The 25437-nt window shown below is 72.6% G+C and carries 25 protein-coding genes; 23 read left to right on the top strand and 2 right to left on the bottom strand.

The genetic code is table 11. From position 1 onward, the window contains the following. The 6 genes from ACZYRU_RS21655 to ACZYRU_RS21630 all read left to right on the top strand — a co-directional run bounded on the left by ACZYRU_RS21655 (nt 1) and on the right by ACZYRU_RS21630 (nt 6390). Nucleotides 1–1395 (top strand): NAD(P)/FAD-dependent oxidoreductase, encoded by a 1395-nt coding sequence (locus tag ACZYRU_RS21655; protein ID WP_488959169.1) that lies wholly within the window; start codon nt 1–3, stop codon nt 1393–1395. 146 nt (nt 1396–1541) lie between these two features. Beyond that, nucleotides 1542–2771: an ornithine--oxo-acid transaminase gene (rocD, locus tag ACZYRU_RS21650; RefSeq protein WP_488959168.1), complete on the top strand. Its 1230-nt coding sequence runs from the start codon at nt 1542–1544 to the stop codon at nt 2769–2771. Beyond that, on the top strand, nt 2768–3544 hold the full coding sequence (locus tag ACZYRU_RS21645) for an SDR family NAD(P)-dependent oxidoreductase (RefSeq protein WP_488959167.1): 777 nt from the start codon (nt 2768–2770) through the stop codon (nt 3542–3544). The genes rocD and ACZYRU_RS21645 overlap by 4 nt, the downstream gene beginning before the upstream one ends. After that, the gene (locus tag ACZYRU_RS21640) at nt 3541–4614 is read left to right on the top strand and encodes a phosphotransferase family protein (protein ID WP_488959166.1); all 1074 of its coding nucleotides are present in this window, start codon (nt 3541–3543) and stop codon (nt 4612–4614) included. Before ACZYRU_RS21645 ends, ACZYRU_RS21640 begins: the two co-directional genes overlap by 4 nt. Then, nucleotides 4614–5288, top strand: coding sequence for a histidine phosphatase family protein (locus ACZYRU_RS21635; RefSeq protein ID WP_488959165.1), 675 nt, complete (start codon nt 4614–4616; stop codon nt 5286–5288). Before ACZYRU_RS21640 ends, ACZYRU_RS21635 begins: the two co-directional genes overlap by 1 nt. Nucleotides 5289–5298: 10 nt before the next feature. Further along, nucleotides 5299–6390, top strand: a complete 1092-nt coding sequence (locus tag ACZYRU_RS21630; protein ID WP_488959164.1) for a VanZ family protein — start codon at nt 5299–5301, stop codon at nt 6388–6390. Here ACZYRU_RS21630 and ACZYRU_RS21625 read toward each other — a convergent pair. Then, nucleotides 6374–7135, bottom strand: a complete 762-nt coding sequence (locus ACZYRU_RS21625) for an SDR family oxidoreductase (RefSeq protein ID WP_488959163.1) — start codon at nt 7133–7135, stop codon at nt 6374–6376. The genes ACZYRU_RS21630 and ACZYRU_RS21625 overlap by 17 nt on opposite strands. A 63-nt stretch (nt 7136–7198) precedes the next feature. Here ACZYRU_RS21625 and ACZYRU_RS21620 point away from each other — a divergent pair, with 63 nt between their 5' ends. After that, nucleotides 7199–7939, top strand: a complete 741-nt coding sequence (locus tag ACZYRU_RS21620) for a calcium-binding protein (protein ID WP_488959162.1) — start codon at nt 7199–7201, stop codon at nt 7937–7939. A 12-nt stretch (nt 7940–7951) separates the two neighbouring features. On the opposite strand, the gene ACZYRU_RS21615 is transcribed toward ACZYRU_RS21620, so the two are convergent. Then, a complete protein-coding gene (locus ACZYRU_RS21615) occupies nt 7952–8575 on the bottom strand; it encodes a hypothetical protein (RefSeq protein ID WP_488959161.1) in 624 nt (207 codons plus the stop codon). Nucleotides 8576–8700: 125 nt separating this feature from the next. Here ACZYRU_RS21615 and ACZYRU_RS21610 point away from each other — a divergent pair, with 125 nt between their 5' ends. The 16 genes from ACZYRU_RS21610 (at nt 8701) to ACZYRU_RS21535 (ending at nt 25408) form a co-directional block, all read left to right on the top strand. After that, on the top strand, nt 8701–9327 hold the full coding sequence (locus tag ACZYRU_RS21610) for a PadR family transcriptional regulator (RefSeq protein ID WP_488959160.1): 627 nt from the start codon (nt 8701–8703) through the stop codon (nt 9325–9327). Then, nucleotides 9324–9452, top strand: coding sequence for a hypothetical protein (locus tag ACZYRU_RS21605; protein ID WP_488959159.1), 129 nt, complete (start codon nt 9324–9326; stop codon nt 9450–9452). Before ACZYRU_RS21610 ends, ACZYRU_RS21605 begins: the two co-directional genes overlap by 4 nt. Next, nucleotides 9449–10168 (top strand): ABC transporter ATP-binding protein, encoded by a 720-nt coding sequence (locus ACZYRU_RS21600; RefSeq protein WP_488959158.1) that lies wholly within the window; start codon nt 9449–9451, stop codon nt 10166–10168. The genes ACZYRU_RS21605 and ACZYRU_RS21600 overlap by 4 nt, the downstream gene beginning before the upstream one ends. Beyond that, entirely contained in the window at nt 10165–12777 is a 2613-nt protein-coding gene (locus ACZYRU_RS21595; RefSeq protein ID WP_488959157.1) for an FtsX-like permease family protein, read from the top strand. Before ACZYRU_RS21600 ends, ACZYRU_RS21595 begins: the two co-directional genes overlap by 4 nt. 262 nt (nt 12778–13039) lie before the next feature. Then, entirely contained in the window at nt 13040–13654 is a 615-nt protein-coding gene (locus ACZYRU_RS21590) for a TetR/AcrR family transcriptional regulator (protein ID WP_488959156.1), read from the top strand. After that, nucleotides 13654–14451 (top strand): TIGR03084 family metal-binding protein, encoded by a 798-nt coding sequence (locus ACZYRU_RS21585; protein ID WP_488959155.1) that lies wholly within the window; start codon nt 13654–13656, stop codon nt 14449–14451. Before ACZYRU_RS21590 ends, ACZYRU_RS21585 begins: the two co-directional genes overlap by 1 nt. Continuing rightward, nucleotides 14448–16163, top strand: coding sequence for an acyclic terpene utilization AtuA family protein (locus ACZYRU_RS21580; RefSeq protein WP_488959154.1), 1716 nt, complete (start codon nt 14448–14450; stop codon nt 16161–16163). The genes ACZYRU_RS21585 and ACZYRU_RS21580 overlap by 4 nt, the downstream gene beginning before the upstream one ends. Then, on the top strand, nt 16164–17300 hold the full coding sequence (locus ACZYRU_RS21575) for an acyl-CoA dehydrogenase family protein (RefSeq protein WP_488959153.1): 1137 nt from the start codon (nt 16164–16166) through the stop codon (nt 17298–17300). Next, nucleotides 17297–17782: an SRPBCC family protein gene (locus tag ACZYRU_RS21570; RefSeq protein ID WP_488959152.1), complete on the top strand. Its 486-nt coding sequence runs from the start codon at nt 17297–17299 to the stop codon at nt 17780–17782. The genes ACZYRU_RS21575 and ACZYRU_RS21570 overlap by 4 nt, the downstream gene beginning before the upstream one ends. After that, the gene (locus ACZYRU_RS21565; protein WP_488959151.1) at nt 17779–19371 is read left to right on the top strand and encodes an acyl-CoA carboxylase subunit beta; all 1593 of its coding nucleotides are present in this window, start codon (nt 17779–17781) and stop codon (nt 19369–19371) included. The genes ACZYRU_RS21570 and ACZYRU_RS21565 overlap by 4 nt, the downstream gene beginning before the upstream one ends. An 8-nt stretch (nt 19372–19379) precedes the next feature. Continuing rightward, nucleotides 19380–21338 carry an acetyl/propionyl/methylcrotonyl-CoA carboxylase subunit alpha gene (locus ACZYRU_RS21560; RefSeq protein WP_488959150.1) on the top strand — a complete coding sequence of 653 codons (1959 nt, stop codon included), beginning with the start codon at nt 19380–19382 and terminating at the stop codon, nt 21336–21338. Further along, the gene (locus ACZYRU_RS21555; RefSeq protein WP_488959149.1) at nt 21338–22504 is read left to right on the top strand and encodes an acyl-CoA dehydrogenase family protein; all 1167 of its coding nucleotides are present in this window, start codon (nt 21338–21340) and stop codon (nt 22502–22504) included. Before ACZYRU_RS21560 ends, ACZYRU_RS21555 begins: the two co-directional genes overlap by 1 nt. A gap of 42 nt (nt 22505–22546) precedes the next feature. Continuing rightward, nucleotides 22547–22930, top strand: a complete 384-nt coding sequence (locus ACZYRU_RS21550; RefSeq protein WP_488959148.1) for a PLD nuclease N-terminal domain-containing protein — start codon at nt 22547–22549, stop codon at nt 22928–22930. Nucleotides 22931–22964: 34 nt separating this feature from the next. Further along, nucleotides 22965–23447 carry a hypothetical protein gene (locus ACZYRU_RS21545; protein ID WP_488959147.1) on the top strand — a complete coding sequence of 161 codons (483 nt, stop codon included), beginning with the start codon at nt 22965–22967 and terminating at the stop codon, nt 23445–23447. After that, complete coding sequence (locus ACZYRU_RS21540) at nt 23444–24448, top strand: NAD-dependent epimerase/dehydratase family protein (RefSeq protein ID WP_488959146.1); 1005 nt, start codon at nt 23444–23446, stop codon at nt 24446–24448. The genes ACZYRU_RS21545 and ACZYRU_RS21540 overlap by 4 nt, the downstream gene beginning before the upstream one ends. A gap of 36 nt (nt 24449–24484) precedes the next feature. Continuing rightward, the gene (locus tag ACZYRU_RS21535) at nt 24485–25408 is read left to right on the top strand and encodes an AEC family transporter (RefSeq protein ID WP_488959145.1); all 924 of its coding nucleotides are present in this window, start codon (nt 24485–24487) and stop codon (nt 25406–25408) included. Nucleotides 25409–25437: the final 29 nt, after the last annotated feature.

Here is a 25437-nt window from a genome sequence, read left to right as displayed (position 1 = left end):
ATGACGAACCTGACCAAGCACCGCTCGTTCTGGCTCCAAGAGGCTGGCGTCGACGACGTCTGCCCACCGCTGACCGGGAACAGGAAGACCGACGTCGCCATCGTCGGCGGGGGCTACGTGGGTCTGTGGACGGCGCTTCGCATCAAGGAGCTCGACCCCGCCGTCGACGTCACCATCGTCGAAGCCGACGTGTGCGGCGGGGGCGCCAGTGGTCGCAATGGCGGCTTCGTCCTGTCCTGGTGGCCCAAGTTCGCGTCCTTGACCGCGTTGTGCGGAGAGCAGGAGGCGCTCCGCCTGGCACTCGCCTCGGAGGACGCGATCAGCGAGATCGGTGAGTTCTGCGCGGCACACTCTCCCGAGGCCGAGTTCCGCCGCTCCGGATGGCTGTGGACCGCCACGTCCCCCGCACACGACAGGTCCTGGGACGACGTCGTCACGCTGGCCGACCGGGCCAAGGAAGGGACGTTCGAGCATCTCGCGCCCCGAGAGGTCGCTCGACTGGCCGGCAGCCCGACCCATCTCGCCGGAGTGCTGGAGCACTCGGCTGCGATCGTCCACCCCGGCCACCTGGTCCGCGCCCTGCGCCGGCGAGCACTCGAGCTGGGTGTCAACATCTACGAGAACACGAAGGTCAAGCGCCTGAACCGTCGAGGCGTTCCCCGCCTGGCCACCGCGGCCGGCACGATCTGCGCCGACCGTGTCGTCGTCGCCACCAACGCCTGGGCTGCCGGGCTGAAGGAGCTGCACACCCGCCTCTTCGTGATCTCGAGCGACATCGTCGCGACCGAGGAGATCCCGAATGAGCTCGATGAGATCGGATGGCGCGAGGGTCCGGCCATCACCGACTCGCAGACGCTCGTCTGCTACTACCGGACGACGGACTCCGGACGTGTCGTCTTCGGCAAGGGCGGCTGGTCGATCGGGATCGGTGGCCACATGACCAAGGCGATGGAACGCAGCGCCGGTCGTGCGGAGATGGTCACGCGCGACTTCCAGCGCTACTACCCGATGTTGCGTCAGGCCAGGATCACGCACGACTGGGCCGGTCCGATCGACCGCACCCACAACAGCCTCCCCATCATCGACTGGCTCAACCGGGAGAAGACGATCGCGGTCGGGGTGGGCTGGTCCGGGAACGGTGTCGGTCCCAGCGTCGTCGGAGGCAAGATGCTCGCCTCCATGGTCCTGGGCCGGCAGGACGAATGGAGCTCCGCAGGGCTGGTGTCCGCACGTGCGAAGCACTTTCCACCGGACCCGGTCCGCTACGTCGGTGCCCACCTGGTACGCGAGGCGATCGTCCGCAAGGAACGAGCCGAAGCGCTCGACCTGCGTCCCAGCCGGGTCGCGGTCGCCATCAGCAACCTGGCCCCGTCCGGCCTGGAAGACAAGTCCTGATGGTGCGTGGCACCGACCGTGGGTGACGACGAGACCAGGCGCGGCCGGGGCGGCCCGCCGCTGGTCGGAGCCGCTACGACGGGCCGCGGTCGTCGCCGTCGTCGCGTCCTGACCGGGAGCCAACCCGGCGCCCTCATGCTGGACCCATGACCACCACTCGCCACCACGTCGACCTCGTCGAGACGTACGCCGCGCACAACTACCACCCGTTGCCCGTGGTGCTCGCGTCCGGCGAGGGTGCCTGGGTGACCGATGTCGAGGGCCGGCGCTACCTCGACTGCCTCGCGGGCTACTCCGCGCTCAACTTCGGGCACGGCCACCCGCGGCTGGTCGCCCGTGCCACCGAGCAGCTGCACCGGCTGACGCTGACCAGCCGGGCCTTCCACAACGACCAGCTCGGACCGTTCGCGCAGGCGCTCGCCGAGCTGACCGGCAAGGAGATGGTGCTGCCGATGAACTCCGGCGCGGAGGCGGTGGAGACCGCGATCAAGGTCAGCCGCAAGTGGGGCTACCAGGTCAAGGGCGTGACGCCGGGAGCCGCCACGATCATCACCATGAGCGGCAACTTCCACGGCCGCACCACCACGATCGTCGGCTTCTCCGACGACCCCGACGCCACGACCGACCACGGCCCGTTCACGCCCGGCTTCGTCCGCGTGCCGTACGGCGACCTGGCGGCCGTCGCCGAGGCGATCGACGCGTCCGCCGGCTCGGCGGTGGCCGTGCTGCTCGAGCCGATCCAGGGCGAGGGCGGCGTCGTCATCCCGCCGGACGGCTTCCTGCGCGGCCTACGGGCGCTGTGCACCGAGCGCGACGTGCTGATGGTCGCCGACGAGATCCAGTCCGGGCTGGGGCGCACCGGCCGCACCTTCGCCTGCGACCACGAGGGCGTCGTCCCGGACGTCTACGTCCTCGGCAAGGCGCTGGGCGGCGGGATCCTGCCGGTCTCGGCGATCGCCGCGGACCGCGCGGTGCTCGAGGTCGTCCGGCCCGGCACCCACGGCTCCACCTTCGGCGGCAACCCGCTCGCCGCCGCCGTCGGCCACGAGGTGGTCGGCCTGCTGGCGACAGGGGAGTACCAGGAGCGCGCCCGAGTGCTCGGCGAACGGCTCGGCACCGGCCTGCGCGCGCTCGTCGGCGTCGGGCTGGTCGCGGTCCGGATCCGTGGGCTGTGGGCGGGCGTCGACATCGATCCCCGTCTGCTGACCGGGCGCCAGGTCTGCGAGGCGCTGATGGATCGCGGGGTCCTCGCCAAGGACACCCACGGCTCGACGGTCCGTTTCGCGCCGCCGCTGGTGTGCACCGAGGACGATGTGGACCTGCTCGTGAGCGCCCTCGGGAGCGTTCTCGAGGAGGCACTAATGTCGGCCGGGTGACGCAGCCGCAGCAGCAAGAGCGTGTCCTGATCACCGGCGCGGCCTCCGGGCTCGGCGCCGCCCTCGCCCGGGCCTGGGAGGAGCGGGGTGCCGACGTGCTCCGCACCGACCGTGCGCCCGGCGACGGGATCCTCCCGCTCGACATCACCAGCGACGCCGACTGGGCCGCCGCGCGCGAGCACGTGGAGCAGACCTGGGGCGGGCTCGACGTGCTCGTCAACAACGCCGGGATCGCCGGCGGCGGGCGGCTCGACGTGTCCGGGATCGACGAGTGGCAGCGGCTGGTCGACATCAACCTGCTCGGCGCGGTCCGCGGCACGGCCACGTTCACGCCGGTCTTCAAGCGACAGGGGAGCGGGCGGATCGTCAACGTCGCCTCGCTCGCCGGCCTCGTGCACCCGGCCGGGATGGGCGGCTACAACGCCACCAAGGCCGCGGTCGTCGCGCTCACCGAGACCACCGGACACGAGCTCGCGGCGCACGGGGTGACCGCGCACGTCGTGTGCCCGTCCTACTTCCGCACCAACCTGATGGCCGGCGTCGAGGGCCGCGACGCCGCGCTGCAGCAGGTGATGTCGAGGCTGGTCGAGGACGCGCCGCTCGGGCCCGACGAGATCGCCGCCGCGGTGCTCGACGCGATCGACGCCGGCACCGAGCTGATCATCCCCGACGACGCCGCGCGGGCGGCGTACCAGCTCAAGCTCGCCGACCGGACGGCGTACGACGCCGTGATGCGCGCCCAGGCCCGCAAGCTCGACGCGGTGGCCGAGTGAGCGGGGCGAACGACGAGTCGCGCCCGGTCCGCGACGAGGACGCCTTCGACGTCGCCGCCGTCGAGGCCTGGCTGGGCCGCGGCCCGATCGCCGAGGTGCGCCAGTTCCCCGGCGGAGCCTCCAACCTGACCTACCTGCTGCAGATGGCCGAGGGACCGGACCTGATCCTGCGCCGTCCGCCCGTCGGCACCAAGGCGAAGGGTGCGCACGACATGGGCCGGGAGTACCGGATCCAGGACGCGCTCAAGCCGGTCTTCGGTCAGGTGCCCGCGATGGCGGCGTACTGCACCGCCGAGGACAGCCCGATCGGCAGCGAGCTCTACGTGATGGAGCGGCTCGACGGGCTGATCCCGCGCCGCGAGTTCGGCTTCCCCATCAGTGAGGCCCAGGCGAGCGCGCTGTGCGACGCCGCCGTGGACACCCTGGTCGCGCTGCACGCGATCGACGTCAGCGCCGTTCCGGGGCTCGCGGCGCTCAACAAGGGCGACGGGTACGTCGCGCGCCAGGTCGGTGGGTGGATCGCCCGGCTCGACAACGCGCGCACCGACGACACCGGCGACTGGTCCGACATCACCGGCTGGCTCGACGCGCACCAGCCCGCCGACGTCGGGCAGCGGATGATCCACAACGACTACCGCTTCGACAACATGGTCCTCGACGCCGACGACCCGACCCGGATCATCGGCCTGCTGGACTGGGAGCTCGCGACCGTCGGCGACCCGCTGATGGACCTCGGCTGCACGCTGGCCTACTGGGTGCAGGCCGACGACGACGAGTTCTTCCTGCTGTTCCGCCGCCAGCCCACGACCGCGCCGGGCATGTGGACCCGGCAGCAGGTCGTCGACGCCTACTGTTCGCGCGCCGGTCTCTCGTTGACCCCCGAGCAGTGGACCTTCTACGAGGTCTTCGGGCTGTTCCGGCTGGCCGTGATCGCCCAGCAGATCTGGTACCGCTACTTCCACGGCCAGACCACCAATGAGGCGTACGCCGCCTTCGGGCCGGCCGTCGGCTACCTCGAGGCGCGCTGCCGGCAGGTCCTGGCCGCCCTGCCTGCGGGGGAGGTCAGCTGATGGGCGTGCTGCTGCTGGTCCGCCACGGCCAGGCGTCGTTCGGGTCCGACGACTACGACGTGCTCTCCGAGACCGGGTGGGAGCAGGGCCGGGTGCTCGGCCGCTGGCTCGCCAAGGAGGGCCCCGAGCCGGTCTCGGTCGTGCACGGCGGGATGCGCCGGCACCGCGAGACCTGGGAGGCGATCGCGGACGGCGCCGGCTGGGGTCCGGGATCGCCCGAGGCAGCGGTCGACGAGGGCTGGGCCGAGTTCGACCACCTCGGCGTGCTGGCGCGGTACGCCGAGGCGACCGGCACCGTCGTCGACCACACCACCGACCGCCGCGCCTTCCAGGAGCAGTTCGAGGTCTCCACCGAGCACTGGTACGGCTCCGGCCCCGACGGCGGCTACCCGGAGCCGTACGACGCCTTCGTCGGCCGCGCCCGCGCGGCCCTGTCCGCCGCGGCTGAACGTCCTGGCCCGACGCTCGTCGTCACGTCCGGGGGAGTGATCGCTGCGCTGGCCGCGCTGCTCGTCGTACCCGACATGGCGGCGGTGGGCCCCGTCTGGGCACGGTTCAACACGGTCATCGCGAACACCTCGGTGACGCGGGTGATCGTCGGTGCCACCGGCGCGCGGCTGCTGACCTTCAACGAGCACCCGCACCTGCCGCGGTCGCTGGTGACCTACCGCTAGGGAGCCGGGCATGTCCGACCAGGTGATGAACGCCGTCATCGCGACGGCCCTCGGGACCGTCGTGGCGGTGCTGCTGCTGATCCCGGTCGCGGCGGTGGAGTACCGCAAGGACGGGCGGCTCGGGCCGCGCGACCTGACCGTGCTGCTCTCCGGCGCGGTCTACGGGCTGGCGCTGTGGACCTACACGCTGCTGCCGATGCCGGCGGACACCGACTACACCTGTGCCGGCAAGCAGACGGTCCCGTTCGACACGATCCGCGCGATCGACTGGGGTGACCTCGGCTCGCGGGCCGGGCTGTCGGCGCTCGTGCACGACGCGGCGTTCCTGCAGGTGGCGCTCAACGCGCTGCTGTTCGTGCCGCTCGGCTGGTTCGTACGCCGCATCGCGCGACGCGGGGTGGTCGTCGCGACCCTGCTCGGCTTCTCGGTCTCGCTGCTGATCGAGACCACGCAGGCCACCGGCGTGTGGCACCTCTACGACTGCGCCTACCGGCTCTTCGACGTCGACGACCTGATCATCAACACCCTCGGCGCGACCCTCGGCTCGCTGGTGTCGGCGATCTTCGTCCGACGGCAGCGGCCCGAGGTAGTCTGGCCGACGACCATCACGCTCGGGCGCCGCTGGGTCGGCATGGCCTGCGACGGGCTGTTCGTGCTGCTGCTCGGGTCGACGTTGTCGATCGCCTGGCGGGCGGTGCAGCTGTACGTCGTCGAGGTGCCCTTCGAGGACCTGCCGACCACGCCCGAACGCCTGCTGCAGTGGGGTGTTCCGGGACTGGTCGAGGCGGTCGCCGTACTGCTCGGCGGGCGGACCGTCGGCGAGTGGGTCGTGTCCGTGCGCACGACCGGTCGGCGCGGACCGGTCCCGGTCGCCCGCCTGGTCAAGCTGGCCACCGGCGTCGGGCCGTTCGTGGCGCTGCTCGCGATCCCCGGCACGTGGACCGGCCCGGTGCTGGCGCTCTTCGTCGTCGTCAGCCTGGCCGCGGCGGTCCCGAGGGCCGGCGGGCACCGCGGGCTGGCCCACGGCGCAGCCGGGCTCGACCTCGAGATCGTGCTGCCGCGCTCGGTGCGGGAGCGGCAACCGGTCAGATCAGCTTCTTGAGCACCCCGAGCGGGGCGTGCTTCATGACCGGCGCCATCGCCGCCCACGGCAGCGGCGGCACGCAGGCGTCGGCGACCTCCTTCTCGATCGCGGCCACCATCGCGGCCACGCCCTTCTCGGTCGACGACATCAGCGGCGTGGACTGTTCGACCTTCTCGTTCATCTCCGAGCGGATGTAGCCCGGGTAGAGCACGGTCACCTTGATCCTCTCCTGCAGCCTGGTGCCGTGCAGCTCGGTGCGCAGCCCCTCGGCGAGGTGTGCGACGCCGGCCTTCGTGGCGGCGTACGTGGTCATCGAGGAGGGCATCCCACGCATCGCCGACATCGACGACACCATCACCAGGTGCCCGGCCTCCTGCGCGCGGAAGACCTCCATCGCGGCCTCGGTCTGGGCGAGCGCGCCGACGAAGTTGGTCATCGCGGTCTCGAGGTTGGCGTCGAAGCGGCCGGTGCCGAGCTTCGCGCCCTTGCCGAGGCCGGCGTTGACCACGACCCGGTCCAGCCGGCCGAGCTCGTCGCGCAGCTCGCCGAACACCCGGAACACGGCGGCGTGGTCGGTCACGTCGAGCGCCCGCAGTGCCACCCGGCGCTCGGGGTGGGCGGCGCGGATCTCCGCGGACAGCTCCTCGAGCCGTTCGGTACGCCGGGCCGCCAGCGCCAGGTCGTAGCCGCGACCGGCGAACTGGCGGGCCATCTCGGCGCCCAGCCCGCTGGACGCGCCGGTGATCAGGATCGTCGGTGCCATGGCGGCAGTCTTCCGCACCCGGCCCTGTGGCAGGGTGACCGCCGACCTCGGAAGGGAGCAGGGATGCGGAGGATCGGGAGGATCCGGACCAGCGCGGCGCTCGTGCTGCTGGCGGCCGGCGGCGCACTGGCGGGTGTGCCCGCGCAGGCGCACGCACCCGTGCCGACGTGCGCGGGCAAGCGCGCCACGATCGTCGACCCGTCGAAGGGCAATGACCGGATCGTCGGGACCAGCAAGCGCGACGTGATCGTCGCCGGCCGTGGCAAGGGCCGCGACGTCGTCCTCGGGCTCGACGGCGACGACCTGGTCTGCGGCGACGCGCGGACCCGGGTCGTCGGCGGGCGGGGCGACGACACGGTCTACTACGCGGGAAGCGCCGACGGCGGCAGGGGAGCCGACCGCTTCCACGGTGTCGGTACGGCGCGCGGCGGCAAGGGCGCCGACACCGCCTGGGCCCCGATGGGCACCGGCTCCTTCGACGGCGGCGCGGGCTACGACCGGGTGGTCTTCTACGAGGGCTACGTCCCCGGCGCCACCTCGGGTGTCTACGTCAACCTCGCCCTGGGTCTCGCGTCCGCGGACGCAGAGGTCGGCAGTCTCCGGATGCGGACCGCGCTCGCCGGGATCGAGGAGGTCCGCGGTACGCCGGACGACGACCTGATCCTGGGCGATGCCCTCGACAACGTCCTTCGCGGCGGTGACGGCAACGACGTCCTCAACGGCCGCGCCGGGTCCGACACCGTGATCGGTGGACGCGGCAAGGACACCTGCACCGGCGAGGTCCGCCGGGGCTGCGAGCGGTAGCGCCCGGCGGGCTCAGCTCATCCTGGCCGCGGCGACCCGGGCCAGGCGGACGACCTGCGCCTTGCGCGGCGGCGCCGGCTGCTGGACCTCGATCACCAGCACGCGCTTGCCCTTGCGGACCGCGACGGTGAAGTAGTGGCTCGGGGGCATGCCCGTGTCGGCCGCGGGGACCTTGGTCGTGCGGTACCCGACCCGCGGGCCGCCGAGCTTCGGCAGCTTCTCCGGCTGGACCGCGGTGGCGACCCCGGCCCAGTACTGGCCGCAGTCACGTGCGAAGGCCTGGTGCGCCGCGAGGAGCGCCCGTGCCTCCGCCTTGGTGTTGAGCTGGAGCACCCGGACGTCGATCGTGCGCCCGGTCGAGAAGTCCTCGCCCGAGCGGATCTCGCCGTAGCGCACTCCGGTCTCTGCCCACTTCGAGCACGCGCCGGCGTACTGGTCCACCGTTGCCGTCGAGGCCCGGAACAGGGTGAGTCCCGCGAGGTCGGGGATCGCGCGCACGATCTCGGACCTCGACGGCAGGTCCTTCGTGGCCACCGGGCGGGGTGCGGCCTGACTGGCGGGTGTTGCGGCGACCAGCGTGCTGGTCAGGAGCAGGGCGACCAGGGCGGTCAGGGCGGCGAGACGGGTGCGGTGCATGGGTTCCTCCGGGGCCGAGATGCCCGCACGCTACCCCGGCGCCGCTGCCACGGCTCGACAGGCTCACCACATACCGGGTATACAGTTTCTATACCCGGTATGCAGTCATCCCCGAGGGAGCCCCGATGTCCGTGAAGCACGCCCTGCTGGCGCTGCTGGAGCAGCAGCCGATGTACGGCTACCAGCTGCGCGCCGAGTTCGAGCAGCGCACCGGCACCACCTGGCCGCTCAACGTCGGGCAGGTCTACACGACCCTGACCCGGCTCGAGCGCGACGGCTTCGCCCGCGCCGACGGCGAGGACGGCGAGGGCCACGTGATCTACCGGATCACCGAAGCCGGGCGCGGCGAGGTCGCCACCTGGTTCACCACGCCGGTCGCCCGCACCCAGCCGCCGCGCGACGAGCTCGCGATCAAGCTCGCGCTCGCGGTGACCGTGCCGGGCGTCGACGTCGGCACCGTGATCCAGCAGCAGCGCAGCGCCACCATGGCCGCGCTCCAGGACTACACCCGCCTCAAGCGGCAGGCGGCCGGGTCCACCGCCCCCGCGGACCTCGCGTGGAGCCTGGTCCTCGACTCGCTCGTGTTCGGAGCCGAGGCCGAGATCCGCTGGCTCGACCACTGCGAGGCCCGGTTGCGCCGGGCCGCGGCCGAGCTGGGACGAGAGAGCTCGCGCCCGGACGACGAAGCTTCCTCGTCCCACCGCGAGCATCACCGGCCGGCCGGTGGAACTCGCGCGAAGGGCGCCCGATGAGCCCCGACCTGCACGACCAGGCGCGCCGGCTGGACCGCGCTGAGCGGCGCTGGCTCGCCGACGCCCGCGACCGGCTCCAGCGGATCCGCGCCGCCCGCCTCCTCTCCCGAAAGCAAGAGCGATGAACCCTGTCCTCCAGCTCACCGACGTCACCCGCACCCACGGCGTCGCGCCGCACGAGGTGCTCGCGCTGCGCGGCGTCTCCTTCGCGGCGTACCCCGGCGAGCTGGTCGCCGTGATGGGTCCCTCCGGCTCCGGCAAGTCGACGCTGCTCACCATCGCCGGCGGGCTCGACCAGCCGACCAGCGGCGAGGTCAGTGTCGAGGGGGTCGACCTCGCGCGGCTCGGGCAGCAGGGGCGGGCGCGGATGCGGCGTACCTCGATCGGCTACGTCTTCCAGGGCTTCAACCTGATCCCCGCGCTCACCGCGACCGAGAACGTCGCGCTCCCGCGTGAGCTCGACGGGATCGGCCCGCGCCAGGCCCGGGCCGAGGCCCGCCGCGCGCTCGAGGAGGTCGGCATCCTCGACCTCGCCGACCGGTTCCCCGACAACATGTCCGGCGGCCAGCAGCAGCGGGTCGCCATCGCCCGCGCGGTCGTGGGCGAGCGCCGGCTGATCCTGGCCGACGAGCCGACCGGCGCCCTCGACACCGAGACCGGCGAGGGGATCCTCCAGCTGCTCCGCGCGCGCTGCGACGCGGGTGCGGCGGGGGTCCTCGTCACCCACGAGGCGCGGCACGCCGCCTGGGCCGACCGGGTGGTGTTCCTGCGCGACGGCGTGGTCGTCGACGAGACCGGCACCGACCGCGTCGACGTGCTCACCGAGCCGGCCGCGCGATGAACCAGCGGATCGCAGGCTGGCGGGTCGCGCTGCGGCTGGCGCGCCGCGAGGCCTGGCGGCGCAAGGCGCAGACCGCGCTCATGCTGGTGCTCGTCTGCCTGCCCGTGCTCGCCGTCGCCGCGGCCGCGGTCGTGTGGCGCACCGCCAGTGTCTCGGGCGCCGAGGGCGTCGACCGCCGGATGGGTACGGCGGCCGCCCTGGTCGTCGGCAGCGGCACCTCCGAGGTGCTGCAGGCCTTCGACCCCAACGCAGTCACGTCCTGGGTCAGCGAGGACGAGCACGCCGCGACGGCCGCGGAGGTGCGCGGGGTCCTCGGCGCCGACCGGGAGCTCGTCCCGCTGGCCCAGGAGTACCTCTCCTACCGCACCGACCGCGGCGTCGGCGACCTCCTGGTCACCGAGACCGACCTCGCCAACCCGCTCACCGACGGGCTGTTCCGGCTCGAGGACGGCCGCTATCCGCGCGCTGCCGACGAGGTCGTGGTCAACACCGTGGTCGCCGGACGCGGCCCCGGCCTCGGCGAGACGCTCAGCGTGCTGCGCCGCACGCCGGCCGGCGAGGCCCGGACCGACCTGCACGTCGTCGGCATCGCCGCGAGCACGACCACCCGCGAGGACGCCGTCGCGGCAGTCCTCCCGGGCGCGCTCGGCACGCCCGACGACCAGCCGCGCTGGCTGGTCGGCGGCGCCCCGGTGAGCTGGGACGACGTCCGCGCGCTCAATGCCGTCGGCCTCCTCGCCGCCTCGCGCCAGGTTCTCTCCGACCCGCCGCCGGACTCCGCGCTGCCGCCCGAGGTGGTCAGCCACCAGCCGGTCGACGAGACCACCGTCACCGCGCTGGTCCTGGTCGTGACCATGGTGCTGCTCGAGGTGGTCCTGCTCGCGGGGCCGGCCTTCGCCGTCCGCGCCCGGGCCCAGGCGCGCACGCTCGCCCTGGTCGCTGCCGCCGGAGGGACGCCTGCCCAGGCGCGTCGTACCGTCCTCGCCTCGGGGGTCGTCGTCGGCCTGGTCGGCGGCCTGCTCGGTGTCGTCCTCGGGATCGGTGTCGGGGCGCTGCTGGTACCCGTGGCGCAACGCTTCCAGGGCACCTGGTTCGGGCCGTTCGAGGTCCCGTGGCCGCTGCTGGCCGTGGTCGCGTGCTTCGGACTGGCCGCGGCCGTCCTGGCCGCCGTCGTACCCGCGTTCTCGGCCTCGCGCCAGGACGTGGTCGCGGTGCTGGCCGGCCGCCGCGGCGAGGGGCGGCCCTCGCGCCGCTCGCCGGTGCTCGGGCTGGTGCTGGTCGGGGCGGGCATCGCGTCCGGTCTGCTGGGCTCCCGGGCGAGTGGCGCCTCCCCGGCGCTGGTTGCGGCCTCCGCGCTGCTGTCGGTCGTCGGGATGATCCTGCTCGTCGCGACCGTCGTCGCCCTGGTCGGCCGGGTCGCGCGGAGCTTCCCGCTGTCGCTGCGCTTCGCCGCCCGCGACGCGGCCCGGCACCGAACCCGTACGGTCCCGGCCGTGGCTGCCGTCGGCGCGACCGTCGCGGGCGTGATCACCCTCGCCCTCGCGCTCAGCAGCCAACAGGCCGCCGACGAGCGCGACTACGACGCGCAGTTCGCCCACGGGTACGGCGTGGTCCAGGTCGAGCCCGATGCCGACCCGTCCGCCGTTCGCGAGCTGGTGGCACGGCGGGTCCCCGGCGCCGAGGTGCACGAGGTCGCGGGCGTCGTGTCCGACACGGCGGCCGGCTACGTCGACATCGCCTTCGAGGCCGACGGCGAGAGCGTCCTCGGCGCGACCCGGGGCGCGTTCGGCACGCGCTACCTCGTCGGATCGTCGGTGCCCGACGTGCTCGGTCTCGCCTCGGCGGACCGGGTGCGCGCCGACCGCGCCCTGGCCGCGGGCCGTGTCGTGCTGGTCCGGGGGTCGCTGGATCCGGCAGCCCCGGTGGCCGACCGGGTGCGCGTGGTCATGCAGATCTCCGATGACGTCGGTTCGACGCACGAGGTCGCGGCGCTCGAGGCGGGCGCGACGTTCCTCGCCGCCGGCGTCGGGGTCGCCCCGGTGGAGGCGGTGGTGCCGCCCGGAGTCGCGCACGACCTGGGGCTCACCGTCACCACCACCGCCGTGGCGATCACCCCCTCGATCCCGGAGTCCACCGAGCGCGACCTGCAGGAGAGCCTCGCCACCCTGCCCGGCGTGGACCTGCTCTACGTCGAGCGCGGCTTCCGGCCTGACGACAGCGTGCGCATCCTGCAGCGGGTGCTGGCGGTCCTCGGCGGCATCCTGATGCTCGGCGGCACCCTCACCGCCACCTTCCTCGCCCTCTCCGACGCCCGGCCCGACCTCGCCACCATGGCCGCGGTCGGTGCCCGGCCACGCACCCGGCGGCGGGTCGCGGCGGCGTACGCGCTGGTGGTGGGACTGGCCGGCGCCCTGCTCGGTACGCCGATCGGGTTCATCCCCGGCATCGCGGTGAGCCGACCGCTGTCCCGCGGCGACGACGGCAGCACGCTGCTCGCGGTCCCGTGGCCGCTGCTCGGGCTCGTCGTCGTCGGCCTGCCGCTGCTCACCGCCGCCGCGGTCGGGCTGTGTGCGCGGAGCCGGCTGCCGCTGGTGGCGCGGATCGACTGAGGTTCGTCGGCGGTGGCGGAGAAGCACCGCCCCCGCCGACGTCGGGATCTCGACTTCGTGATGTGGGGATCTCGAAGCCTGTCCGTCCCCGTCCGTTCGAGGCGCACCCCGAAGGTGTGAGCATCCTGCCGGTGTTCGAGCGACCAGGGCCGGAAATGCCCGGACTCCTTGCCGAAATGACACCCGATCAGGGGGCAGCAGCCGGCGTGCCTGACTTAAAGTCAGGCTTGACTGTTTGTTAGTACGGCGCCATGCTGACGACGTGACCACGACCCGCGTCCCGCAGGAGGAGCGCACCCGCGCCATGCGGCAGCGGTTGATGGACGCGACGGTGGAGCTGCTGGTCGAGAAGGGCTTCGGCGGTACGACGACCACGCTGGTCTCCGAGCGCGCCGGTGTCAGCCGTGGGGCACAGCTGCACCACTTCCCGACCAAGAACGACCTGGTCGTCGCGGCCGTCGGTCACCTGACCGCGATCCGCGGGTCCGACCTCGAGGCCGCGGCGGCCAGGCTGCCGGACGGCCGGGGACGCACCGAGGCGGTCGTGCAGATGCTCGGCGACCACTTCGCCTCACCGGTCTTCACCGCGGCGCTCGAGCTGTGGGTCGCGGCCCGCACCGACCCGGGCCTGCACGAGGCGGTCGGACCGCTGGAGCAGCACGTCGGACGCGAGACGCACCGGCTGACCGTCGAGCTGCTCGGCATCGACGAGACCCGGCCCGGCGCCCGAGAGCTGGTCCAGGCCACCCTCGACCTGGTGCGCGGCCTCGGCCTCGCCAACACGCTCGGCGACGACGCCCGTCGTCGCCGCCGGATCCTCACCGAGTGGGCGCGCACCCTCGACCGCGCGCTCCACGAGCCCCAGGGAGACAACTGATGAGTGTCCTCGACGACGTGATCGCCGACCTGAGCGCCGAGGGCGACCAGCTTCGTACGACGGTCGCCGCCCTCGACGCCGACGCCTGGCGCACCCCGACCCCGGCCGCGGGCTGGGACGTCGCCACGACGATCGCCCACCTGCTGTGGACCGACGAGGTCGCGGTGCTGGCCGCCGGCGCGCTGAGCGAGGAGGGCAAGCAGGCGTGGGACGCCGTCGTCCTCACCGCGATCGAGGACCCGACCGGGTTCGTCGACGCGGAGGCGCTGCGCATCGGTGCGCTCGCCCCCGAGGACCTCCTCGCCCGCTGGGACGTCGCGCGCCCGGCCCTCGTCGCCGCGCTGCAGACCTACCCCGACGGCCTGAAGATGCCCTGGTTCGGACCGCCGATGGCGCCGACCTCGATGGCGACCGCCCGGTTCATGGAGACCTGGGCCCACGCCCTCGACGTCTACGACGCGATCGGCGTCCGGCCCGAGGTCACCGACCGGATCCGCCACGTCGCCCACATCGGCGTGCGCACCCGCAACTTCTCCTACGCCAACAACGGGCTGGAGGCGCCGGCCGAGGAGTTCCGGGTCGAGCTGTCGGCGCCCAGCGGCGAGCTGTGGACCTGGGGGCCGGAGGACGCGCCCCAGATCGTCACCGGCTCGGCGTACGACTTCTGCCAGCTGGTCACCCAGCGGGTGCACCGTGACGACACCGACCTGAAGGCCGTCGGCGACGACGCCGAGAAGTGGCTCACCATCGCGCAGGCGTTCGCCGGCCCGGCCGGCGGCGGAAGGGAACCCCGATGACCAGTCCGATCAGGATCGCCAACTGCTCCGGCTTCTACGGCGACCGCCTCTCCGCGCTGCAGGAGCAGCTCGAGGGGGGTGACGTCGACGTCATCACCGGCGACTACCTCGCCGAGCTGACCATGCTGATCCTCGGCATGGACACGCTGCGCGACGCCGACCTGGGCTACGCGCGCACCTTCCTCACGCAGCTCGAGGGAACCCTCGGCCTCGCCCTCGACAAGGGCGTGAAGATCGTCAGCAACGCCGGCGGCCTCAACCCCGCCGCTCTCGCCCGCAAGATCGAGGAGCTCGGCACCGGCGCCAAGGTCGCGTACGTCGAGGGCGACGACCTGCGCTCGGCAAACCTGTTCGACGGAGCGCTGACCGCCAACGCCTACCTCGGCGCGTTCGGCATCGCCTCCGCCCTGACCCGTGGCGCCGACATCGTCGTCACCGGGCGCGTGACCGACGCCAGCGTCGTCGTCGGTCCCGCGATCGCCCACCACGGCTGGACGCCCACGTCGTACGACGAGCTGGCCGGCGCCGTCGTCGCGGGCCACGTCATCGAGTGCGGCACGCAGGCCACCGGCGGCAACTTCTCCGGTTTCGTCGACCTGTTCAAGGCCGGCGCGCCCATGGGCAAGCCGCTCGGGTTCCCGATCGCGGAGATCGCCGCCGACGGCGGCAGCGTGATCACCAAGCACGACGGCACCGGCGGCGCGGTCACCGTCGACACCGTCACCGCGCAGCTGCTCTACGAGATCCAGACGACCCGCTACCTCAACCCCGACGTGACCACGCGCCTCGACTCGATCCGCCTCCACCAGCAGGGCCCCGACCGGGTCGAGATCAGCGGCGTCAGCGGCTCGGCACCGGCGGAGCGGCTCAAGGTCGCGGTCAACCGGCTCGGCGGCTTCCGCAACCAGGTCGAGTTCGTGCTCACCGGTCTCGACGTCGACGCCAAGGCGGAGTGGCTCCGCAGCCAGCTCGACCCGCACCTCACCGCACAGAGCGTCACCTGGACCCAGGCCCCCGCACGTACGGGCGATGCGGACACCGAGGAGGGCGCCTCGGTCATCCTGCGCTGCATCGGCAAGGACCCGGAGGCCGGCCCGCTCGGCAAGCCGTTCACCGGCCCGGCGGTCGAGCTCGCGCTCGCCAGCTACCCCGGCTTCACGATGACCACGCCGCCGCAGAAGCCCAGTCCGTTCGGGGTCTACACGCCGGAGTACGTCGACCGCGGCCTCGTCGAGCACACGGTGGTCCACCACGACGGCACCCGCGAGGTGATCGCCGACCCGACCGCGTTCGCCGACCCCGCGGAGCTCGACCCCGAGCTCGGCAAGCGGCCCTCGCCGTACCCCGCTCCGGCCGACACGATCACCCGCCGGATGCCGCTGGGCACCTTCGTGCACGCCCGCTCCGGCGACAAGGGCGGCAACGCCAACCTCGGCCTGTGGGTGAAGAACGACGGCTCGCCGAAGTACGAGGCCCGGGTGCAGTGGCTCGCGAAGATCGTCAAGGACCGCAAGGTCCGCGAGCTGGTGCCCGAGGCCAAGGACCTCGACGTCGACGTCTACGTGCTGCCCAACCTGGGCGCCGTGAACATCGTGATCCACGGCCTGCTGGGCGACGGCGTCGCCGCGTCCACCCGGTTCGACCCGCAGGCCAAGGGCCTGGGCGAGTGGGTCCGCAGCCGGATCGTCCACATCCAGGAGGACTTGGTCTAGATGCGTTGGAGCGAGGAGCGCCAGGCGCTCAAGGACTCGGCGACGGAGTTCGCACGCCGGGAGATCATGCCGAGCCTGCAGGAGTGGGAGGACGCCGGCGAGCTGCCGCGCAGTCTCACCCAGGCCGCGGCCAAGGCCGGCCTGCTGGCGGTCGGCTACCCGGAGGCGGCCGGCGGGGAGGGCGGCGACCTGCTCGACGCCTGCGCGCTGCAGGAGGGGCTGATGGAGGCCGGGGCATCCGGCGGCCTGATGGCCTCGCTGTTCACGCACGGCATCTCGGTCCCGCACATGGTCGAGAACGGCTCGCCGTACCTCATCGACACCTACGTCCGCCCGACCCTGGCCGGCGAGAAGATCGGCAGCCTCGGCATCACCGAGCCCGGCGGCGGCTCCGACGTCGCGGGCATCACCACCAAGGCGGTCCGCGACGGCGACCACTACGTCATCAACGGCGCCAAGACGTTCATCACCTCCGCCGTGCGCGGCGACTTCGTGGTCACTGCCTGCCGCACCGGCGAGGCCGGTCACGCCGGCATCTCGCTGATCGTCGTCGACAAGGGCACGCCCGGGTTCACCGTCCAGCGCAGCCTGAAGAAGATGGGCTGGCACTGCTCCGACACCGCCGAGCTGTCGTACGTCGACGTCCGGGTCCCGGTCGAGAACCTCGTCGGGCAGGAGAACCAGGGCTTCTACTACATCGCCCAGCAGTTCGTGGTGGAGCGGATCTTCCTCGCGCTGATGGGCTACGGCCACGCGAAGCGCTGTCTCGACCTCGCGGCGGCGTACACCCGCGACCGCGAGACCTTCGGGAAGCCGCTCAACAAGAACCAGGTCGTGCGCGCCCAGCTGGTCGAGATGCACCGGCAGGTCGAGGTCGCCCGGACCTACACGCTCGACGTCGCGGCCCGCCACGTCGCCGGCGAGAACGTCATCGCCGAGGCCTGCCTGGCCAAGCAGACCGCCGTCGACACCGCGGTCGCGGTCTCCGACATCGCGGTCCAGCTGCACGGCGGCACCGGCTACATGCACGGCACCGAGGTCGAGCGGCACTACCGCGACGCCCGGCTGCTCCCGATCGGCGGCGGTGCGACCGAGGTCCTCACCGACCTGGCCGCGCGTCTCCTGGGCTACGCATGAGCGGCCTGGTGCGGCCGCTCGGCGGCGAGGTGACCGTGCACATGAAGGCATCGGTCGACGAGGTGTGGGCGCTGGTCAGCGACGTGACCCGGATCGGCGAGTTCTCCCCGGAGACCTTCGAGGCGGAGTGGACCCACGGCGCCACCGGCCCGGTCGTCGGCGCCCGGTTCCGCGGCCACGTGAAGCGCAACGGCGTCGGTCCGACGTACTGGACGCCCTGCACCGTCACGAAGGCCGTCGAGAACGAGGTCTTCGAGTTCGGCGTCGGGCTCGACGACAACCCGCTCAACACATGGGGCTACCGGATCCAGCCGGAGAACGGCGGCAGCAGCGTCACCGAGTACTTCCGGCTCACGCCGGCCTGGTACATGCGCGGCTACTGGCTGGTCCTCGGCCGGCTGCGCGGCAAGACCAACGAGCGCGGCATGCGCACGACCCTGGAGAGGATGAAGGCGGTGCTTGAGGGAGTGAGCGAGTCATGACGACCACAGAAGTGCCCGAGCAGGCCCGACGCGCGGCGATGGAGGCCAAGATCGCCGACCTGCACGCCGAGCAGGAGAAGGCGGTCGAGGCCGGCGGCAAGTACGTCGCCCGGCACCGCGAGCGCGGCAAGCTCACCGCTCGCGAGCGGATCGAGCTGCTCGTCGACGAGGGCTCGGCCTTCCTCGAGCTGATGCCGCTGGCCGGCTGGGGCAGCGACTTCGCGGTCGGCGCCTCGCTGGTGACCGGCATCGGCGTCGTCGAGGGTGTCGAGTGCCTGGTCGTCGCCAACGACCCGACGGTGAAGGGCGGCGCCCTCAACCCCTGGTCGTTGAAGAAGTCCTTCCGGGCGGCCGAGATCGCCGAGAAGAACTTCCTCCCGACGATCAACCTCACCGAGTCGGGCGGCGCGGACCTCCCCACGCAGAAGGAGATCTTCATCCCCGGCGGCCGCGGCTTCCGCGACCTCACCCGGGCCAGCGCCCGCAAACAGCCCACCATCTCGGTGGTCTTCGGCAACTCGACCGCGGGCGGCGCGTACGTCCCCGGCATGAGCGACTACGTGATCATGGTCAAGGAGCAGGCCAAGGTGTTCCTGGCCGGCCCGCCGCTGGTGAAGATGGCCACCGGTGAGGAGTCCGACGACGAGACCCTCGGCGGCGCCGAGATGCACTCGCGGATCTCCGGCTCCTCCGACTTCCTCGCGGTCGACGAGCACGACGCGATCCGGCTCGCGCGTCGTACCGTCGCGCGGCTCAACTGGCGCAAGCAGGGCGAGGTCCCCGCGACGTCCTACGCCGAGCCCGACCTCGATCCCGAGGACCTGCTCGACCTGATCCCGACCGACCTCAAGGAGCCCTTCGACCCGCGTGAGGCGATCCTGCGCATCGTCGACGGCACCGGGCCCGACAACGGCCAGCCGTTCGACGAGTTCAAGCCGCTCTACGGCTCGGCGCTGTGCGTCGGCTGGGCCCAGCTGCACGGCCACCCGATCGGCATCCTCGCCAACGCCCGTGGCGTGCTGATGAGCGAGGAGGCCCAGAAGGCCGCGCAGTTCATCCAGCTCGCCAACCAGAAGGACACGCCGCTGCTCTTCCTGCACAACACGACCGGCTACATGGTCGGCGCGGACTACGAGCAGGGCGGCATCATCAAGCACGGCGCGATGATGATCAACGCGGTCTCCAACTCGAAGGTGCCGCACCTGACGGTGATCATGGGCGCGTCGTACGGCGCCGGGAACTACGGCATGAACGGCCGCGCCTACGACCCGCGCTTCCTGTTCACCTGGCCCTCGGCGAAGTCGTCGGTGATGGGCCCGGCCCAGCTGGCCGGCGTGCTCGAGATCGTCGCCCGCGAGTCCGCGGAGAAGAAGGGCCAGCACTTCGACGCGGAGGGCTTCGTCGCGATCAAGGAGATGGTCGAGACGCAGATCGAGGAGCAGTCGCTGCCCTACGTCCTGTCCGGGATGGTCTACGACGACGGCGTGATCGACCCGCGCGACACCCGGACGGTGCTGGGCATCTGCCTGTCCGTCATCGACAACCAGCCGATCGAGGGCGCCATGAACTTCGGCGTCTTCCGGATGTGAGGCCTCCCATGACGATCACCCGAATCCTCGTCGCCAACCGCGGCGAGATCGCCCGCCGCGTCTTCCGCACCGCCCGCCGCCTCGGCATCGACACGGTGGCCGTGCACTCCGACGCCGACGCAGGGCTGCCGTTCGTGCGGGAGGCGGATGCCGCCGTACGGCTGGCGGGGAACACGCCGGCCGAGACCTACCTGCGCGGCGACCTCGTCATCGCCGCCGCGCAGAGGTCCGGCGCCGACGCGATCCACCCCGGCTACGGCTTCCTCTCCGAGAACGCCGCCTTCGCCCGCCAGGTCGCCGAGGCCGGCCTGACCTGGCTCGGCCCCGACCCTGCCTCGATCGACTCGATGGGCTCCAAGATCGAGTCCAAGAAGCTGATGGACGCGGCCGGCGTGCCCGTCCTGGGCAACCTCACCGTCGACACCGCGACCGAGGCCGACCTGCCGCTGCTGGTCAAGGCGTCCGCCGGCGGCGGTGGCCGCGGCATGCGCGTCGTGCGGTCGCTCGGCGAGCTGGCCGGCGAGGTCGAGAAGGCGTCGGCCGAGGCCGAGTCCGCCTTCGGCGACGGCACCGTCTTCGTCGAGCCGTACGTCGAGCGCGGCCGCCACGTCGAGGTCCAGGTCGTCGGCGACCGCGCGGGCAACGTCGAGGTCTTCGGCACCCGCGACTGCTCGCTGCAGCGCCGGCACCAGAAGGTCGTCGAGGAGGCGCCGGCCCCCGGCCTGTCCGACGCGGTCCGCACCGCGATGCACGACGCCGCACGGGCCGCGGCCCAGGCGGTCGACTACGTCGGCGCCGGCACCGTGGAGTTCCTCTACGACGCCGACACCGAGCGGTTCTTCTTCCTGGAGATGAACACCCGACTCCAGGTCGAGCACCCCGTCTCCGAGCTGATCCACGGCGTCGACCTGGTCGAGCTGCAGATCGCGGTCGCCGAGGGCCGCCCGGTCCCGGCCGTCACGGAGCCGGTGGGCCACGCGATCGAGGTCCGCCTCTACGCCGAGGACCCGGCCGCGGACTACGCCCCGCAGACCGGGCGCCTGCTGGAGCTGGAGGTCGAGCACGACGAGACCTTCGCGCTCGACGGCTTCGGCACCCGGCTCGACACCGGCTTCGAGTCGGGCGACGAGGTCGGCACCTTCTACGACGCCATGCTGTCGAAGGTGATCGCCTGGGCGCCGACCCGGGAGCAGGCCGCGCGCTCGCTCGCCCGCACCCTGGAGAAGGCCCGGATCCACGGCCTGGTCACCAACCGCGACCAGCTGGTCGCCTCGCTGCGGCACCCCGCCTTCCTCGACCCGGCCGGCCTGGCGACGTCGTTCTACGGCGACCACCCGGAGACCCTCGCGTCCGCGGGCGCCGACGACCTGCTGCCGCTCGTGGGCGTGGTCGCGCTCGCCGAGCACCGCCGGTTGGCCGCCGCGGTGCAGAGCCGGATCCCGGCCGGCTTCCGCAACGTGGTCGCCGGCCCGCGCTCGACGCGGCTCGGTCTCGGCGCCGACGAGGTCGCGGTGCTCTGGTACGGCGGTCGCGACGGCTACCGCAGCGCCGATCGCGACGACGTGACCGTCGTGTCGGCGTCGCCGTCCGAGGTGGTCGTGGACGTCGACGGGGTCACCCGCCGCTACGACGTCCGGGTCCTCCCGGACGCCGTCCTGGTCGACGGCCCGCGCGGCGGCGCCACGCTCCGGATCCTGCCGCGCTTCGTCGATCCGTCGACCCAGGTCGCCGCGGGCTCGCTGCTCGCGCCGATGCCGGGCAGCGTGATCGCGGTCCGCGCGGCGGTCGGGGACGTCGTCCAGGAGGGCCAGCCCATCCTCGTGATGGAGGCCATGAAGATGCAGCACACCATCGCGGCGCCCTACGCGGGCACCGTCACCGAGCTGTCGGCGACCGCCGGTCAGCAGGTCGAGGCGGGCGTCGTGCTCGCCGTCGTCGAGCCCGAGGGCTCCGAGGAGGACAACTGATGACCATCCCGTTCACCGAGTCCGAGGAGCGGGTCGCGCTGCGCGACTCCGTCAAGGCGCTGGCCGGCAAGTACGGCCACGCCTATGTCGCGGAGCAGGCCCGCAACGGCGAGAAGACGACCGCGCTGTGGGAGGACTTCGGCAAGCACGGCTTCATCGGCGTCAACATCCCCGAGGAGTACGGCGGCGGTGGCGGCGGCATGGGTGACCTGGCGGCCGTGCTCGAGGAGGCGTCGGCCCAGGGCGCGCCGCTCCTGATGATGGTCGTCTCGCCGGCGATCGTCGGCTCGATCATCACCCGCTGCGGCACCGAGGAGCAGAAGCAGAAGTGGCTGCCGGGGATCGCCAGCGGCGAGACGGTCGCGGCGTTCGCGATCACCGAGCCCGACGCGGGCTCCAACAGCCACCAGATCACCACCACGGCCACCCGCGACGGCGACGCGTGGGTGATCAAGGGCCAGAAGACGTTCATCTCCGGCGTCGACGAGGCCGACGTGATCCTGGTCGTGGCGCGTACCGCCGACGCCAAGACCGGCAAGCTCAAGCCCGCGCTGTTCCTGATGCCGACCGATGCCCCCGGTCTCGAGCGGCAGCACATCCCGATGGAGTTCGTCGCTCCGGAGAAGCAGTGGACGCTCTTCTTCGACGACGTCCGGCTGCCCGACGACGCGCTGGTCGGCGACGAGGACGGCGGCCTGTGGCAGCTCTTCGCGGGTCTCAACCCCGAGCGGATCATGGGCGCGGCGATGACCTGCGGCCAGGCCCGCTATGCGCTGGAGAAGGCGGTCGACTACGCCAAGACCCGCACCGTGTGGAAGGACCAGCCGATCGGCGCCCACCAGGGCATCGCGCACCCGCTGGCCAAGGTGAAGATCGAGCTCGAGCAGGCCCGACTGCTCATGCAGAAGGCGGCGGCGCTCTACGACGCCGGCGACGACTTCACCGCCGGTGAGTACGCCAACATGGCCAAGTACGCCGGCGGCGAGATCGCCTGCAATGCCCTCGACGTGGCCGTCCAGACCCACGGCGGAAGCGGGCTGACCACCGAGCTGGGGCTCGGCAACCAGCTCGTCGCCGCCCGCCTGGGCCGGATCGCCCCCGTCAGCCGGGAGATGATCCTCAACTTCGTCGCCATGCACTCGCTGGGACTGCCGAAGTCCTACTGAAAATGACGACCGCGGAGGGGCGGCCCGAGGCACAATGCCGGGATGCTGCGCCTGCTGCCGCCCCTCCTGGTCCTGATCCTGTGGGTCTACTGCCTGGTCGACGTGATCACGGCGCGCGAGGACAGCGTCCGCAACCTCGCGAAGACCTGGTGGCTGCTGATCGTGTTCTTCTTCCCGCTCGCCGGGTCGCTCGCCTGGTTCATCGCCGGCCGCCCGGTCGCCGCACGGCCGCTGACCCGCGAGCAGGGCGCGGCGCCCAACTACCCGGAGTACGAGCGCCGCGGGCGCTTCGCCGCCGATGACCCGGAGAAGGACGAGGAGTTCCTGCGCAAGGTGCGCGAGCGGGCCGAGGAGCAGCGCCGGACCTACGAGCAGCGCAAGCGCGAGGAGGAGCGCCGCAAGGCGGAGGGCACCGACCCGTCCTAGGTCTGCCGCCTTCAGGGGCGGGTACCCCCGGAGGATGGACGACGAGGTTCTCCACGGATACCTGCAGCACCACTGGGCCGGTTCGACGGCCGGGGTGGCGCTGTTCGAACGGGTGGCCCGCGCCCACGGCGTCGTGGAGGTGGCCACGGCGGTCGGCCTGCTCGCCGACGAGGTGGCCGAGGAGCGCGAGACGCTGCGCCGGATCATGCACGCCGTGGGCACCAGCCCCAGCACGCTCGGGACGGTCGTCGCGAAGGTGGGCGCCGAGCTCGGTCGGTTCAAGCCCAACGGCCGGATCCTCAGCCGCGCGCCGCTGACCGACCTGGTCGAGATCGAGGCGCTGCGGATCGCGGTCTGGGGCAAGCGCTGCGGCTGGGAAGCCCTGCGCGCGGTCGCGGACGTCGACCCGCGGCTCGACGCGACGCTCCTCGACGGGCTCGTCGCCCGCTCCGACCGTCAGCTCGAGAGGCTGGGCGAGCTGCACCTCACCACGGCCCGGAGGCGGATCGTGGCATGAGGGTCGTCGTCACCGGGGCCTCCGGCAACATCGGCAGCGCGTCGATCCGTGAGCTCACCGCCGGCGGCCGGAACGAGGTCGTGGGTGTCGCCCGCCGTCGCCCCGAGATGTCCGACCGCGCCGGGGCCGAGGGGTCGGTCACGTGGCGGCCGGCCGACGTCGGCACCGACGACCTCGACCCGCTGCTGGACGGCGCGGACGCGGTTGTCCACCTCGCCTGGCAGTTCCAACCGACCCACCGCCCCGAGGAGACGTGGCGCACCAATGCGATCGGTACCCGCCGCCTGTTGGCCGCCGTACGCCGCCAGCGGGTCCCGGCGCTGGTCTGCGCCTCCTCCGTCGCTGCCTACTCACCGGCTCGCCACGACGACCTCGTCGACGAGGGCTGGGAGACCGACGGGTCGTCATCTGCCGCGTACTGCCGCGAGAAGGCCTACAACGAGCGCGTCCTCGACGCCTTCGAGTCGACCGTGGCCGGGATCCGGGTCGTGCGGCTGCGCCCGGCCTTCGTCTTCCAGCGCTCGGCCGCCAGCGAGCAGCGCCGGATCTTCGGAGGCGCCCTGCTGCGGCCCTGGATGCTCGACCGTCGGATGATCCCGGCGCTGCCCGTCCCGCGCGGGCTGCGGCTGCAGGCCGTGCACGCCGAGGACGTCGCGCGGGCCGTCGTCGCGGCGGTGGAGCGACCGGTGACCGGCGCCTTCAACCTCGCCGCGGACGGGGTGCTGCGCCGCGAGGAGCTCGGCGGCCTCGTCGGGGCGCCGACCGTCGAGGTGCCGCGCCGGCTGGTCACCGGGGCGTTCGACCTCGGCTGGCTCACGCACCTCGTCGGCGTGCCGGGCTCGCTCGCGGACGCGCTGCTCGCCGTGCCGCTGCTCGCCACGGACCGGGCCCGCGCCGAGCTCGACTGGCAGCCCCGGCACACCGCGGGGGAGGCGATGGAGGCGTTCCTGTCGGGAGCCGCTCAGTCCGCGGGGTCCGGGATGCCGCCGCTGCACCCCTGATGCCCCCGACCGACCACCGGGTGATGGGATCGACCCGTGGGCGGTGTGCTGGAGGGCTTCGGGACGATCGCGATCGTCATCGCCCTCGGCGCGCTCCTGGCCGACCGCGGCATCGTCGACCTGGCCGGCCAGCGCAGCCTGTCGCTCACGTCGTTCTACCTCGCCAGCCCGGCGCTGCTGGTCACCGTCCTCGAGGACTCCGACCCGTCCCGGGTGCTGTCCGGGCCGCTGGTCGCCACGGCGGCCGGGGTCGTCGTCAGCGCCGGGACCATGGCCGTGATCGCACGGGTACGCCGCCTCGACGCGGGCACGTCGGTCGTCGCCACGCTGTGCTCGGCGTACGTCAACGCCGGCAATCTCGGCATCCCGATCGCGGCGTACGCGCTCGGCGACGCGGCACTGGTCGTCCCCGCGCTGCTCATGCAGCTGCTGGTGCTGCAGCCGCTCGCGCTGACGGTCCTCGACGTGGTGACAAGCCCGGAACGCCCGTCCCTGCTGAAGATCCTGTCCCGGCCGGTCACCAATCCCCTCACCATCGCGTCCTTCGCCGGCCTGTTCCTCGCCGCCACCGACACCGAGCTGCCCCAGGTCGTGCACGCGCCGCTGGAGCTCATCGGCGGGATGGCGGTGCCCGCCATGCTCATCGCGTACGGCGTCGCGCTGCGCCTCGGCCCCCTGCCCGGCCGCGGTGTCACGCCGCGGGCGCTGGCCACGGTCACCTCGCTCAAGATGGTGGTCCAGCCGGTCGCGGCGTACGTCGTCGGTCGGTTCGGCGTCGGCCTCGAGGGCACCGACCTGTTCGCCGTGACCCTGCTCTCGGCGCTCCCGACGGCGCAGAACGTGTTCGTCGTGGCGATGAGGTACGAGCGCGGCGTGCTGCTCGCCCGGGACGCGATCTTCGTCTCCACCCTCGCCTCCGCACCGGTCGCGATCGGGATCTCCGCGCTGCTGGCTCCGTAACGCACCACGGCCCTGCGGCAGAGGACAGT

The sequence above is a fragment of the Nocardioides sp. F233 genome, from assembly GCF_057813895.1.
The sequence above is the reverse complement of the archived record's forward strand: the minus strand, read 5'-3'. Positions and strand labels throughout refer to the sequence as shown.